General features: G+C 33.2%; 14 protein-coding genes. 4 read left to right on the forward strand and 10 right to left on the reverse strand.

Annotated features, from left to right (window positions below; genetic code table 11):
- Nucleotides 1-20: 20 nt before the first annotated feature.
- From hemN to BUB82_RS02740, 4 genes are all read left to right on the forward strand, one after another.
- On the forward strand, nt 21-1,367 hold the full coding sequence (gene hemN / locus BUB82_RS02725) for an oxygen-independent coproporphyrinogen III oxidase (protein WP_073191683.1): 1,347 nt from the start codon (nt 21-23) through the stop codon (nt 1,365-1,367).
- 24 nt (nt 1,368-1,391) lie between these two features.
- Complete coding sequence (locus BUB82_RS02730) at nt 1,392-2,225, forward strand: universal stress protein (RefSeq protein ID WP_073191684.1); 834 nt, start codon at nt 1,392-1,394, stop codon at nt 2,223-2,225.
- A gap of 80 nt (nt 2,226-2,305) precedes the next feature.
- A complete protein-coding gene (locus tag BUB82_RS02735; protein ID WP_073191686.1) occupies nt 2,306-2,728 on the forward strand; it encodes a hypothetical protein in 423 nt (140 codons plus the stop codon).
- Nucleotides 2,728-3,402: a hypothetical protein gene (locus tag BUB82_RS02740; protein ID WP_073191688.1), complete on the forward strand. Its 675-nt coding sequence runs from the start codon at nt 2,728-2,730 to the stop codon at nt 3,400-3,402. Before BUB82_RS02735 ends, BUB82_RS02740 begins: the two co-directional genes overlap by 1 nt.
- 16 nt (nt 3,403-3,418) lie before the next feature.
- On the opposite strand, the gene trxA is transcribed toward BUB82_RS02740, so the two are convergent.
- The 10 genes from trxA to BUB82_RS02790 form a co-directional block, all read right to left on the reverse strand.
- A complete protein-coding gene (trxA, locus tag BUB82_RS02745; protein WP_073191690.1) occupies nt 3,419-3,718 on the reverse strand; it encodes a thioredoxin in 300 nt (99 codons plus the stop codon).
- Nucleotides 3,719-3,746: 28 nt separating this feature from the next.
- The gene (locus tag BUB82_RS02750) at nt 3,747-5,015 is read right to left on the reverse strand and encodes an acetyl-CoA hydrolase/transferase family protein (protein WP_073191692.1); all 1,269 of its coding nucleotides are present in this window, start codon (nt 5,013-5,015) and stop codon (nt 3,747-3,749) included.
- Between the two features lie 10 nt (nt 5,016-5,025).
- On the reverse strand, nt 5,026-5,727 hold the full coding sequence (locus BUB82_RS02755) for a sulfite exporter TauE/SafE family protein (protein ID WP_073191694.1): 702 nt from the start codon (nt 5,725-5,727) through the stop codon (nt 5,026-5,028).
- Nucleotides 5,727-6,173 carry a FixH family protein gene (locus tag BUB82_RS02760; protein ID WP_073191695.1) on the reverse strand — a complete coding sequence of 149 codons (447 nt, stop codon included), beginning with the start codon at nt 6,171-6,173 and terminating at the stop codon, nt 5,727-5,729. The genes BUB82_RS02755 and BUB82_RS02760 overlap by 1 nt, the downstream gene beginning before the upstream one ends.
- A 297-nt stretch (nt 6,174-6,470) precedes the next feature.
- A complete protein-coding gene (gene ccoG / locus BUB82_RS02765; RefSeq protein WP_073191697.1) occupies nt 6,471-7,898 on the reverse strand; it encodes a cytochrome c oxidase accessory protein CcoG in 1,428 nt (475 codons plus the stop codon).
- Nucleotides 7,899-7,914: 16 nt separating this feature from the next.
- The gene (locus tag BUB82_RS02770; protein WP_073191698.1) at nt 7,915-8,802 is read right to left on the reverse strand and encodes a cbb3-type cytochrome c oxidase N-terminal domain-containing protein; all 888 of its coding nucleotides are present in this window, start codon (nt 8,800-8,802) and stop codon (nt 7,915-7,917) included.
- Nucleotides 8,799-8,984, reverse strand: a complete 186-nt coding sequence (locus BUB82_RS02775; protein WP_073191699.1) for a cytochrome C oxidase subunit IV — start codon at nt 8,982-8,984, stop codon at nt 8,799-8,801. The genes BUB82_RS02770 and BUB82_RS02775 overlap by 4 nt, the downstream gene beginning before the upstream one ends.
- Nucleotides 8,985-8,995: 11 nt before the next feature.
- Nucleotides 8,996-11,194: a cytochrome-c oxidase, cbb3-type subunit I gene (gene ccoN / locus BUB82_RS02780; protein WP_073191701.1), complete on the reverse strand. Its 2,199-nt coding sequence runs from the start codon at nt 11,192-11,194 to the stop codon at nt 8,996-8,998.
- Nucleotides 11,195-11,196: 2 nt separating this feature from the next.
- Nucleotides 11,197-11,412, reverse strand: coding sequence for a cbb3-type cytochrome oxidase assembly protein CcoS (gene ccoS / locus BUB82_RS02785; RefSeq protein ID WP_073191885.1), 216 nt, complete (start codon nt 11,410-11,412; stop codon nt 11,197-11,199).
- Between the two features lie 71 nt (nt 11,413-11,483).
- The gene (locus tag BUB82_RS02790) at nt 11,484-13,874 is read right to left on the reverse strand and encodes a heavy metal translocating P-type ATPase (protein ID WP_073191703.1); all 2,391 of its coding nucleotides are present in this window, start codon (nt 13,872-13,874) and stop codon (nt 11,484-11,486) included.
- Between the last annotated feature and the right edge of the window lie 82 nt (nt 13,875-13,956).

The raw sequence follows: 13,956 nt of genomic DNA on the forward strand, positions 1-13,956 counted from the left end.
TGAATAAATTCCTATAAACCATGCAAGATTTAATTGCAAAATACAATGTTCCTGGGCCGAGATACACAAGTTATCCAACCGTGCCATTTTGGGAAGACATCGATTTTTCTACCCAAAAATGGATTTCAAGTTTGCAGCAACAAGATTCTAAAGCCTTAAGTCTGTACATTCATTTACCATTTTGTGAAAGTCTATGCACCTTTTGCGCTTGTAATAAACGCATTACAAAGCGGCATGATGTCGAAAAGCCTTATATCGAAGCTGTTTTAAAAGAATGGCAAATGTATTTAGAGATTTTAGATGAAACGCCTGTTTTAAAGGAAATTCACTTAGGCGGTGGAACGCCGACTTTTTTTTCTGCTGAAAACTTAGAAAATCTTATCAAATCTATTTTAGATACGGTTGAAGTAACTGATGAAATAGAATTTAGCTTTGAAGGTCACCCGAACAACACTAGCCGAGCTCACCTAGAAACACTTTATGATTTAGGATTTTCACGCGTAAGTTATGGCATTCAAGACTATAATCCCAAAGTACAAATAGCCATCCACCGAATTCAAAGTTTTGAAGCCGTTGAACATGCTACTAACATAGCGCGAGAAATTGGTTACAAATCAGTTGGTCACGATATTATTTTCGGTTTACCTATGCAAAGCCTTGAAGATGTAATTAATACTATCGAAAAGACTAAATTACTGATGCCAGACCGCATTGCATTTTACAGTTATGCACATGTGCCGTGGACCAAAGGTAATGGTCAGCGCGGTTATAATGAAAGTGATTTACCTTCGCCTGAACTCAAAAGACAGCAATATGAAACCGGTAAAAAAATGTTAGAAGAAATCGGTTACATAGAAATTGGGATGGATCATTTTGCGCTTCCAGAAGACGATTTATCTAAAGCATATCACACCAATACCTTGCATCGAAATTTTATGGGTTACACCACAACAAAAACCCAGACAATGATTGGTCTAGGCGTTTCTGCAATTAGTGACAGCTGGTTGGCTTTTGCTCAAAACGAAAAAAAACTTGACGATTATTACAAGAAAATTAATCGAAATGAATTACCAATTTTCAGGGGACACCTATTAAACAACGAAGACTTAATTATAAGAAAGCAAATTTTAAATTTAATGTGTAACTTTGAAACCAAGTGGAATAAAAAAGAGGAAGCCATTATAGATTTTAACTCAATCATAAATAATTTAAGTGAGTTTGAAGCCGACCAACTTTTAACAATTCATCAAAACTCAGTTGAAGTTTCTCAGAAAGGCAAAGCATTCATAAGGAATATATGCATGGCATTTGATTTACGCCTAAAAAGAGCCCAACCAGACCAGCAACTCTTTTCTATGACTATATAATATTCAACCTAAAAATCCAAAACAATGAAAAACATTTTAGTACCAGTCGATTTCTCTAAGCCATCTGAAAATGCCCTTAGAGTAGCTGCAAAACTTGCGCAACGTAATAATGCTAAGATTCACGTTTTACACGTTATTGAACTCGCTGAATCACTTTTTGGCGCTGAACAATTTAATGTCGATGATGAGCAAATCATCTTTTTTATGAAATTAGCTAAAAAGAAATTTAGCGACTTTTTAGATAAAGATTTTTTGAAAGATATTGAAACCAACGATTTAGTTGAAGTCGGTTCTGCTACATTTGGCATTAAAGAAGCGGTTAAAGATCAAGATATAGATTTAATTATCATGGGTTCAAATGGCGCAAGCGGTTTAGAAGAAGTTTTAATTGGCTCCAATACAGAAAAAGTTGTTAGACATTCTAACGTACCTGTTTTAGTAGTTAAACACGACATCGAAAATTTAGATTTTAAAACCGTTTTATTCGCTACTGATTTTGAACTTGAAAATGTGGAAGCTTACAATAAAGCCAAAACATTTGCTGACAGTTTCGGCGCTAAAATGAAATTAGTTTACGTTAACTTACCAGGAAATCAATTTTATAGCACAAGTGAAGTTACTAATCACATGCGCAATTTTTTAAATGAAGTTCAAGTTCCTCTAAATCATGAAAACATAATTATTTACAATGATTATACAATAGAGCAAGGCGTTTTAAACGCTGCAAATAATGAAAGTGCCGAGCTTATTGCTATGCCAACTCATGGCAGAAAAGGTCTATCTCACTTCTTTAATGGTAGTATTGGTGAAGACGTTGTTAATCACTCAGATTTACCAGTCATTACATTTAAAATTTAAGTAAAGATTTTGTAAATCCAACAACAAATACAAATAAAAAACTATTTTTAAGGTGTAATTAACCCGTTACACCTTTTTTTATGTTAAAAAAAATATTTAGCACTATACTCGTTTTAAACTTAACCAGTTGCCCAGCTGTTGTTGATATTGATAATACAGTTTCGGTTTACGAGGGTAATTTAGTTTTAGAAAACAATCAGCCGGCAAATAATGTTATTCTTGGTTTAACAAATACTGATATTGAAACTTATGATTCGGTAGAGTTTTTCAATAGTTTTGATGATCTTGGCGTTGAAACAACTTCAGATGAAAATGGTGTATTTAGCATTTTTCATCCTAAAAACATCAATAATTCGCACTTATATATTAAGAATAACGAAGACTATTTATTTCAAATTGAAGTTGATGGTGAAGTAATTTTAACACCGATTATTATAAGACCATACAATGCAGATGAGTATGAATTTAAGTATATTAACCAACGAGTTAAAAAACTAAATTAATGGATCATTCAAAACTTATTGCGCTCATTTTTATTTTCACTACTTCATTTAGTTTTGGTCAAAATTTAAATGCATCAAATAAAGCAGTTGAGAATGATTCGCTATTTCATTATGAACTTTTATTAGGGACAGGTATTTTTGAAGCGGTTGGCGATAATTTCATCCATGAAGCTTATGATGGAAATGACTTAGGTTTTAATATTGGTTTTAACTTCTTTTTTTACAAAAACTTAGGCATTGGAATTCATCTAAAACGCTCTGAATTAGATTTAGCGAAAGATAATTTTTTAGGAAGTCGATTTCATTCAGCACGAATTTCTACACACGCGTTTTTTGGACTATACAAATTAAAACTAGCTAGAAAACTTGAATTAAGAACGAGTTTGGGTTATAGTTTATCTACCTTAAAAAATAGAAAAAACACTGGCAATAATGATTATAAGCTTAATTTTAATGGTTTAACAGGCGGCGTATTTGTTCAATACTTTTTTAACAAGGCCGAAAACTTAGGTATTGGCGTAGGGATTGACTATAATTATAACTTATCTGACCGAGTAAGAACTTCAAATCAGTACAATGACTTTGTTAATCAAAATCAGTTTTACACCTTAAACTTTATGTTAGTTATAAAATCAGAAGCCTTGAGCTATTACTCAAGGCCTCAAAACAACTAACTAATTAAATCTATAATTAAGAATTTGATTTTATTGTATTAATCAAATCATCTTTTTGCAAAACGCCGCTTTGTCGCCAAAGTTGTTTTCCATTTTTAAAAATTAGCATCGTTGGCACACCTCTAACTTGATATTTTGCTGCTAAAGCTTGATTTTTATCAACATCAATTTTTATAATTTTAACCTCATCACCAAGTTCAGATTTAACATCTTCTAAAATTGGTGACAGCATTTTACAAGGTCCACACCAATCAGCGAAAAAATCGATTAATACAGGCGTGTCGCTTTCTATAATTTTATTAAATTTTTCACTCATAACTTTTATTTATTATTAATGTTACAAACTACTTGCCAAAACGCTCAAACATCGCTTTTGTCAGTTCTTCTTGATGGTCTGGATGAGCTATTGAAATAAGTGCTTCTGCTCGTTGCTTTAAGTTTTTCCCGTATAAATTAACTACTCCATTTTCAGTTACAACATAATGAACGTGGGCTCTGGTTGTTGTAACGCCAGCACCTTGATTTAAAAATGGTACTATTTTAGTTAAACCTTTAGCAGTAGCTGAAGGCATGGCTATAATTGCTTTTCCACCTTCAGAAAGTGAAGCACCTCGTATAAAATCCATTTGACCGCCAACACCTGAATATTGACGTTTACCAATAGTATCTGCACAAACTTGACCTGTCAAATCAATTTCTATAGCTGAATTTATGGCAGTTACTTTTGGGTTTCTTCTAATTAAAGCCGTATCATTAGTGTATGAGGCTTCTTTAAAATGAACCAACGGATTTTCATCTATAAAATCATATAGCTTTTGAGAACCCATAGCAAAACAAGTCACTATTTTTCCTTGCTTAACAACTTTATGCTCTCCTGTTATGACTCCTTTTTCAACTAAAGGAAGTACACCATCTGAAAACATTTCAGTATGAATCCCTAAACCTTTATGTTGGTCTAAATTTGCTAATACGGCATTTGGTATAGCACCTATTCCCATTTGAAGTGTTGCACCATCTTCAACAAGATGTGCCACATGCTGACCTATTTTTTCTTCAATAGGAGTTGGAATTAAAGCATCATGGGCAAATATGGATTCATCTACTTCAATAGCAGCATCAATTTGATCAACATGAATAATTCCATCACCGTGCGAACGAGGTACTTGAGGATTTACTTGGGCAATTATTCGTGTGGCCTTCTCGATTGCTGACAATGTCACATCTACTGAAGTTCCCAATGAACAATAACCATGTTTATCTGGTGGTGAAACTTGAATAAAAGCAACATCTAATGGTAAGATATCTTTTTTAAATAACAAACTGATTTCACTTAAAAAAATAGGCACGTAATCTCCATGAGTAGAATTTATAGCATTACGAACATTACCACCAACAAAAAAACTATTGATTTTAAAGACATTTGAATAAGGCTCTTGTGTATACCTTGCATTTCCTTCGGTATGAAGTTGAGCGATTTCAACATCTTCTAATTCCTCATAACGATCGCACAAGGCATCAATTAGAACTTGTGGTGTCATAGCGGCACCTTGAAAAAAAATACGGTCACCGCTGTTGACGAGTGAAACGGCTATTTTTTTATCTGTATATTTCATATAATTATATTTAATGACAATTTAAATCGGCTGTCACTTTTTCAGTCATCGGTTTTGGAGAAATATATGGAATACCTAATCCCATACCTCGTAAAATAAACAATATACCAATAACAGCAACTGCATAAGGTATGATTTTACGTAGGTTTAACTTTAATACATTTTTTGTAAAATCCCTCATATAAGTTACCATAGCCATCATTGGTATTGTACCTAAACCGAATAAAGCCATGTAAGCAGCACTCATTGTTAAGTCTGCCGTTGCTATTGAGGCAAAAACAGCCATATAAACTAATCCACATGGTAGAAAGCCATTTAAAAATCCTAAATAAAAAAATGTATCAAAACTTTTCTTTTTGAAGCTTTCACCCATCTCAGATTTCACTTTAGCCACTGCTTTGTAAAAAGGTTTAGAAATTTTAAACTTTTGTAATTGCTTTTGAGGTAAAATAACAGAAAGTAGCATTATTATACCAATTATAATAGATAATTGTTGCTGAAAACCAAAGGTAGCAATACTTTCACCTAATAAACCAAAAACTAAACCAATGATGATGTAGGTTAATACTCTACCTACGTTGTACAATAGTATTTGAAGGCTTTTTTTATAGGGATTATGCTGAGAAACTGGCAACATTAATGCAATTGGCCCGCACATTCCTACACAATGTAAACTTCCTAAAAACCCTAGTATGAAGGCGGACCAAAGCATTATTTATTAATTTTTTTAGTTACCATATAATCTTCATTATTATATGAAAACTTCAATATAGCATCCCAACGACCTGATGTAAAGTCATTATGAGGTAATACAAAACGTGATGACTTCAACTGAAGGTTTGTGGTAAAATCAAGTGCTTTATCTGATGGTCTATACATAAATAATTCAGCCTTAATATCAGCAAAATTAAATTCTGTTGGAAAAATAATTTCTAAACCTTCTTTAGCCAGATTAATTTCAACATTTTGATCTAAAGCCAACGCTTTTTTTGAGTCGTCTATATCTTTTTGAAGGGTTAAATTTTTCTTGTAATATGATTCGACTACTAAATCGTGATCATATTTATCATCGGTTAACATATTAACTACAAAAAACATGATAAAGCCGATAAATAGAATGAAAGCAATGACTATTGAAGTTCCCCAGTTTAATTTCATTATCGTAAAAGATTTGTGTTCGAGAAACAAATATCATTTTTTACTGCGGTAAAATTTATGATAATCGTCATACTTATACCAAATATTCTATAAAATGAGATAAAAGAAATTGAATTATAATTGCCTTAATCAAGGCAAAAAAATTAAGCATAGCCTAAGCTACGTTTCATTTTTTTAACGAAGAGAAAGGCAATTAGAAACTAATTATTTGTCTTATTTTATGGGATATTTGGTATTATATAAAACAAAAAACCTTTTGATTTAACAAAAGGTTTTTTGAGTTGTTTAAACTTAAAACTAATTAAAAGTTCTTGGTCCCATAAAATTGGTTTTTGTTTTGTCAATAAGTGTTTTATTACTGTAAACACCAATTTCAAGATCGTTCTTATCACCCGATAGTAGGGCTGGATTAATTTCAATAAACAGTGTTCCTTCAGATAGACCTTGTTCAGGAATAGTGAAGTTATTTTCTTTTACAAGTTTAATTTTTCCTTTATGAGATAGTAATTCAAAATGTATACTATCCATTTCTTTAGTGGTTTTATTGATGATTTTGTAGGTAAATACGTTACTTACCATGCCGTTTTCTTTGGTTTCATAAAGTTCACCTGGTAAGCGTAAAATCTTTGCTTCAACACTTGTGCGTAAAAACAACATTCCTATTAAAATTCCGATTAAAATAACTAAAACACCTGAATAGGCTTTCATACGAGCCGAAAATTCAAATGGCTTTTTCTTTTCAATATTTTCTTCGCTAGCATATCTAATTAAACCTTTAGGTAAATTAACACGCTCCATGACCAAATCGCATGAATCGATACAAGCTGTACAATTTACGCATTCTAATTGTGTCCCGTTTCTAATATCAATACCAGTTGGACAAACGGTAACACATTGATTACAGTCTATACAGTCGCCATAACCTTCTGCTTGTCGATCTTCATTTTTCTTGAATTTTTTACGGCCTTTTTCGGCTTCTCCACGTTTGTGATCATAAGCAACGACGACAGATTTATTGTCTAGTAACGCACCTTGTAAACGACCATAAGGACAAGCGATGATGCAAACCTGTTCTCTAAACCAAGCGAAAATAAAGTAGAAAACTCCTGTGAAAATAATAAGCGGTATAAACGTTCCCAAATGTTGCATTGGGCCTTCTGTAATGTATTTTATTAACTCGTCACTACTAATTAGATAAGCAAGAAATATATTTGCTACCAGGAATGAAATAATGGCGAAGATTAACCACTTAGATGATTTTTTGATGATTTTTTCTTTATTCCAAGGCATTTTATCAAGCTTCATTTGCTTGTTACGATCACCTTCTATAGCATATTCAATTCTGCGAAAGACCATTTCTAAAAAAATGGTTTGTGGGCAAATCCACCCGCAGAAAATTCGCCCAAAAGCAACGGTAAAAAAAGCAATAAAAACAACGCCAATAATCATGGAAATTACAAACAAGTAAAAATCTTGCGGCCAAAATGGAAATCCGAAAATATTGAACTTACGTTCTAAAACATTAAATAGTAAAAACTGATTACCATCAATTTTAATAAATGGTGCTGAGAATAAAAAGATTAAAAGAGCATAACTTACCCACTTCCTGTATTCATAAAACTTGCCTGAAGGTTTTTTAGGATAGACCCATTGGCGCTTACCATCATCATTAATGGTGCCAATGCTATCTCTAAATTTTTCGCTATTGCTACTTTGATCTTCCATGTCAGTTTAATTTAGATTATGATTCAGGTTGCCAAATAATTTCGCCTTCAGCCGCTTTAGGGTCAGCTGGCTCTGTACCATATAAACTTAGCACGTAACTAGCAACTTGTTGCATTTCAGAAGGTTTTAAATCGTTTTTCCATGACACCATACCTTTACCTGGACGGCCACCTTCGCTAATTGTTTTAAAGACATTTTTAATACCACCGCCTAAAATCCAATTTTCGTCTGTTAAATTTGGCCCAATACCACCACCACCATCAGATTTGTGACATGCAACACAATTAGTTGTATAAATGGCTTCACCAGCTTGTAAGTCTGAGGCTTCCGTTAACATGGTAACTGTTTCAAAGTCTACTAAATCTTTGGCTGTTTTTTTATACTCTTCTATATCGATTTTAGCCTGAGCCACTTCCATTTCATATTCTTCTTCCTGGGTATAATCATTAAACACGTGGAATCTCGCCAAATAAACAACAGCAAAGACAATGCTAATGTAGAAGCTATAAACCCACCATGGCGGAAGCTTATTGTCGAGCTCTCTAATACCATCATAGTTATGGTCAAGCTCAATTTCTTCTTCAGTTTCAATTGGTTTTGAACGAGTTAAGGCTTTTAACAGCCAGTCAAACTTCTTCGCAAAGGCTTGTTTACGTTCTGCTTCAAGAGCGTGATAGCGTTCTTTTTTATCTTCTGTTAAAGCTTGATAAAGCGTATTATTTAGAGCTGAGATTGATACTTCTATCGCTACTGAAAATAAAAATACTATTCCAAGAAAAACCCAAGTATTAGGATATTCAAGTACAGCCCACTGGCCTGGTTCAGTTTCTACTAAATACTCGACTCCTATGAAAGCCACACTTAGCAGAACAATAATTCGTAAAAATGATGCTAAATTTCTCATTGTTTATCTTCTTTTTTTTGCTCTAAAGGCAGTTCGCTTAAAAATTTAATATTTTTCTTATTGTAAGTCATCACCCACCAAAACAGTGCAACAAAAAAGGTAAAAAAGATGAGTAATGAAATAATAGGGTATAACTCAATTCCTACTATAGTTTCTAGATTTTCTTTTACAAACTTCAACATAACTTTAAGTTTTATTTAGAAGCAGAAGCTTCTTGAGTTTTGTTTACTTTTATATCTGTTCCTAGTCTTTGAAGGTAGGCAATTAAAGCAACGATTTCGCGGTTTTTCATTTCAACAAACTCTAAACCTTGTGCTTCAGCTCTTGCACGATCAGCTTCATAACTTTTTACAAAATCTGGATCGTTATATAAGTTCTTTTCTATTTCAGCGCCTTGCTTTAGCATTTGTTCTTGAGCATTTTCAATTTCTTCTTCTGAATATGGCACACCTAGTGTTACTAAAGTTTGCATTTTAGCTTCAGTATCAGACTTGTCTAATTCATTTTTAATTAACCACTGATAACTTGGCATAATTGAACCTGGTGAGGTACTCTGCGGATTATACATGTGATTAAAATGCCAGTTATCTGAATATTTATTACCAAGGCGATGCAAATCTGGTCCTGTACGCTTACTTCCCCATAAAAATGGATGATCATATACGTATTCTCCAGCTTTAGAATATTCACCATAACGTTCTACCTCACTTCTAAATGGACGTACCATTTGAGAGTGACAGCTTACACAACCTTCACGCATGTATAGGTCACGTCCTTCAAGTTCAAGAGGCGTATAAGGTTTAACACTTGTAATTGTTGGAATATTAGAGTCTACTAATAAAGTTGGTACAATTTGAACTATACCACCAATTAAAATAGCTATGGTTGCAAGCACAGCCAACTGAATTGGCTTACGCTCTAACCAAGTATGAAAAGTTTCTCCAGCTAAACGACGTTTTGATATTCTTTTAAGTGGTGCAGCTTCAGCTAATTCGTTTTCAACTGCAGAGCCTGATCTAATAGTTTGAACGACATTTACAATTAACATGATCATTCCTAAAATATACAATGTACCACCGATAGCTCTCATCCAATACATTGGCATAATTTCGGTAACGGTTTCTAAGAAGTTACCATAAACTAATGTTCCATCAGGATTGAACTGTTTCCACATAGATGCTTGTAAAAATCCGGCCACGTACATTGGTAAGGCATATAAAACAATACCTAAGGTTCCTACCCAGAAGTGTGCGTTAGCTAAACCGACTGAAAACAACTTTGTTTTAAATAATCTAGGCACTAACCAATAAATCATACCAAAGGTTAAGAAACCATTCCAAGCTAGTGCACCAACATGAACGTGAGCAATAATCCAATCAGTAAAATGGGCAATAGCATTTACGTTTTTAAGTGACAACATTGGTCCTTCAAATGTTGCCATACCATAACCTGTAATAGCAACAACCATAAATTTAAGAACAGGATCAGTCCTAACTTTATCCCAAGCACCTCTTAGAGTTAACAAACCGTTAATCATACCACCCCAAGATGGCATTAATAACATAATTGAAAATGTAGTCCCTAAACTTTGCGCCCAATCTGGTAGAGCTGTATATAATAAGTGGTGAGGACCAGCCCAGATATATATGAAAATTAAAGACCAGAAGTGAATGATAGATAATTTATAAGAATATACAGGTCTGTTTGCTGCTTTAGGAACAAAATAATACATTAAACCTAAGAACGGAGTTGTTAAAAAGAAGGCTACGGCATTATGACCATACCACCACTGCACCAAAGCATCTTGAACACCAGCGTAAACTGAATAACTTTTTAGAAAACTAACAGGTAACTCTAAATTATTAAATATATGAAGTACAGCAACAGTAACGAAAGTTGCCACGTAGAACCAGATTGCCACATAAAAATGACGTTGGCGACGCTTAATCATGGTTCCGATTAAGTTCCACCCAAAAGCAACCCAAACTATTGCAATTGCAATATCTATTGGCCACTCAAGCTCTGCATACTCTTTAGTTGTTGTGTAACCCAATGGTAATGTAATTGCGGCTGCAACGATGATTAATTGCCAACCCCAAAAGTTTAATTTACTTAAGAAGTCGCTAAACATTCTTGCTTTAAGTAAACGTTGAGTTGAGTAGTATACACCAGCAAAAATGGCATTCCCAACAAAGGCAAAAATTACTGCATTCGTATGCAACGGTCTTAATCTCCCAAAACTTAACCACGAAATGCCGTCAGTTAAATCTGGAAATAAAAAAAGAAAAGCCAACAAGAGGCCAACAGACATTCCTACAACACCCCAAACAATGGTTGCATACAGGAAGTTTCTTACGATCTTATTATCGTAGTTAAATTGCTCTAACTCCATAGTTATGATTGTTTATGTTTATGATTTGGTTTTTGATTTTCTGAAGAAGATGAAGAACCCGATTTATCAGTTTTAACTAGCTCATCATCAAATAACATTCGTACTGATGGTGTATAAGTATCTTCATATTGATGGTTTTTTACTGAAACTATAAACACAATAAAAAACACAATCGCTATAGCAATACTGATAGCTAGTAAACCGTAAATAACGTTCATAGTGTTAATTTTATCCAAAAGTAAAGGCATTATGAAGCTTAAAAAATGACTTTAGTCATATTTAAAGTTCTTTACATTTTTGGAAGTTTTTTTGAAATATATGCGGTTGCTAAAGTTGTAAATACCACGATACTAATTGAACTTAATGGCATTAAAATAGCCGCAATAACGGGTTTTAATTGCCCAGTTACTGCAAAATATAGACCTATACTATTGTAGATAAATGAAAACAAAAAACTTAACTTGATCACACGCATACCTTGTTGAGAAACTTTTAAAAAATCGGCTAGGTATTTAAATTGCTTAGCGCTTAAAATGGCATCACAAGCTGGCGAAAAGACATTAACATTTTCTGAAATCGCAATACCTACATCAGCTTGTTTTAGCGCGCCAGCATCATTAAGTCCGTCTCCTAACATACAAACTTGCTTTCCTTCTTCTTGAAGTGCTTCGATATAGCGCATTTTTGCATCGGGTTTTTGATTAAACTTTAACTGGGTAGATTGTGGCAATAATTTGCTTAAATACTGCTTTTCTCCAGTATTGTCACCTGACAGAACAACTAGTTTATAAGTTTGGTCTAAGGTTTTAAAAAGGTCTTGTAAACCTTCACGATAGGAAGTCTCAAATACAAATTTTCCTAAAACTTGCTGGTCTTTTTTAACATAGACTGCGGTTTCATTTAATTTTTGATGTGATGAATTTGCCTCAACAAAACTGTGAGAGCCTAGCTTATAATTGTGTGAGTTGAATGTTGAATGAATGCCTTCGCCTAGGATTTCTTCAAAATCATCTACAGTTTTAAGGTCTAAAGTATCTAAAAAGCTATAAAGTTCTCGACTTAATGGATGATTAGAATTTCTAAACGAATCTTTTAAAATCGCTGTATCTTCAGCCGATAATGTTAAACCATGATAAGCTATTTTACTCATCTTACTTGAGCTAATCGTTCCTGTTTTGTCAAACACAAATGTGTTAATTTCAGCAAATTGTTCTAAGCTATTAATGTGCTTGAGATAAAAACCATGCTGACCAAAAATTCGAAGTAAATTTCCCATCGTAAATGGTGTTGCTAAAGCTATGGCACAAGGACAAGCAATAATTAATACAGCTGTAAATACATTAAGGGCTAAAGCCGGTTGATAAAACAGCCAAAAAATAAGTGAAATACTTGCTATACTTAATACCGCAACGGTAAATTTTTTACTTATTTTATCTATTAAAGATTTAAATTTTGGCTGATAGTCACTTTTAAAAATATCATTACTCCAAAGCTGTGTTAAGTAACTTTGTTCAACCGATTTTTCAGCAATAACTTCAATGGCATTTCCTACAATTTTTCCGCCAGCAAAAAGTTTATCGCCAGATTTTTTCTTCACTAATTTTGCTTCACCTGTTACAAAACTATAATCGATGTTAGCTTCATCTGTCATCAAAATTGCATCAACAGGAATAAGTTCCTGATTTCTAATAAGCAAGCGATCTTCCTTTTTGATTTTAAATACTTCAATATTTTCTTCAGAATTAGTTTGAGGATGTATTTTTGTAATCGCTATTGGAAAATACGACTTGTAGTCACGCTCGAACGATAGGTAATTATAAGTTTTTTGTTGAACGAATTTACCAAGCAACAAGAAAAAAACTAAACCTGTAAGACTATCAAAAAAACCAGTTCCTAAATTGAAGCTTATATCAACAACACTGCGAATAAAAAGCACTGATATACCGAGTGCTATCGGTACATCTATATTTAACATTTTAGATTTTAAGCCTTTGTAAGCCGAAATGAAGTAATCTTGACCTGCGTAAAAAACCACCGGTACACTAAAGCTAAACATTAGCCATCTAAATATGGGTTTGTATTGGTCTAACCAAAACTCATTCACTTCAAAATACTCTGGAAATGACAAAAACATTACATTGCCAAATGCAAAACCAGCCACACCTATTTTGTAAATTAAACTATTATTATTCGCGCCTGTTTTTTTCTCTAAATTCTCTAAACTGATGTAAGGTTCATATCCAATTGAAGTTAACAGTTCTACAATATGCTTAAGCGAAGTTGATTCTGTATTATAAGTAATATTAATACTTTTCTTAGGGAAATTAACCTGTGAATGCTTTATTGCTGGCTGAAGCTTATTTAGGTTTTCTAAAATCCAAATACAAGAGCTACAATGAATGTGTGGAATGTAAAGACTTACAACTTCAGTTGAAGCATCTGCAAAATCGATTAACTTCAGCTTAATATCTTCTTGATCTAGGAAATCGAATTTACCTTTAATTTCTTCTGGTGTTGCGCCAGGATTTTGGCTTAAATCGTAATAACAACTTAAATCATTTTCAGAAAAAATTTCATAAACTGTTTTACAACCATTACAGCAAAAATGCTTCTCATCATGAATGATATCAGTCGGTTTACAGTCATCACCACAATGATAACAGGAATTAATTTTTGACATTTAAGAAGTTTTGCTCAAAATTGACCTAAATGAGTGATATTAAAAATGATAAGCATCAGCTTTTATAAAATTATACGTAACT

It is taken from the genome of Psychroflexus salarius (genome assembly GCF_900129035.1).
Classification (GTDB): Bacteria; Bacteroidota; Bacteroidia; order Flavobacteriales; family Flavobacteriaceae; genus Psychroflexus; species Psychroflexus salarius.

Excerpts from the sequence above, each read along its gene's own strand:
- hemN (WP_073191683.1), top strand. The coding sequence starts at position 21 with ATGCAAGATTTAATTGCAAAATACAATGTTCCTGGGCCGAGATACACA.
- BUB82_RS02730 (WP_073191684.1), top strand. The coding sequence starts at position 1,392 with ATGAAAAACATTTTAGTACCAGTCGATTTCTCTAAGCCATCTGAAAAT.
- BUB82_RS02735 (WP_073191686.1), top strand. The coding sequence starts at position 2,306 with ATGTTAAAAAAAATATTTAGCACTATACTCGTTTTAAACTTAACCAGT.
- BUB82_RS02740 (WP_073191688.1), top strand. The coding sequence starts at position 2,728 with ATGGATCATTCAAAACTTATTGCGCTCATTTTTATTTTCACTACTTCA.
- trxA (WP_073191690.1), bottom strand. The coding sequence starts at position 3,718 with ATGAGTGAAAAATTTAATAAAATTATAGAAAGCGACACGCCTGTATTA.
- BUB82_RS02750 (WP_073191692.1), bottom strand. The coding sequence starts at position 5,015 with ATGAAATATACAGATAAAAAAATAGCCGTTTCACTCGTCAACAGCGGT.
- BUB82_RS02755 (WP_073191694.1), bottom strand. The coding sequence starts at position 5,727 with ATGCTTTGGTCCGCCTTCATACTAGGGTTTTTAGGAAGTTTACATTGT.
- BUB82_RS02760 (WP_073191695.1), bottom strand. The coding sequence starts at position 6,173 with ATGAAATTAAACTGGGGAACTTCAATAGTCATTGCTTTCATTCTATTT.
- ccoG (WP_073191697.1), bottom strand. The coding sequence starts at position 7,898 with ATGGAAGATCAAAGTAGCAATAGCGAAAAATTTAGAGATAGCATTGGC.
- BUB82_RS02770 (WP_073191698.1), bottom strand. The coding sequence starts at position 8,802 with ATGAGAAATTTAGCATCATTTTTACGAATTATTGTTCTGCTAAGTGTG.
- BUB82_RS02775 (WP_073191699.1), bottom strand. The coding sequence starts at position 8,984 with ATGTTGAAGTTTGTAAAAGAAAATCTAGAAACTATAGTAGGAATTGAG.
- ccoN (WP_073191701.1), bottom strand. The coding sequence starts at position 11,194 with ATGGAGTTAGAGCAATTTAACTACGATAATAAGATCGTAAGAAACTTC.
- ccoS (WP_073191885.1), bottom strand. The coding sequence starts at position 11,412 with ATGAACGTTATTTACGGTTTACTAGCTATCAGTATTGCTATAGCGATT.
- BUB82_RS02790 (WP_073191703.1), bottom strand. The coding sequence starts at position 13,874 with ATGTCAAAAATTAATTCCTGTTATCATTGTGGTGATGACTGTAAACCG.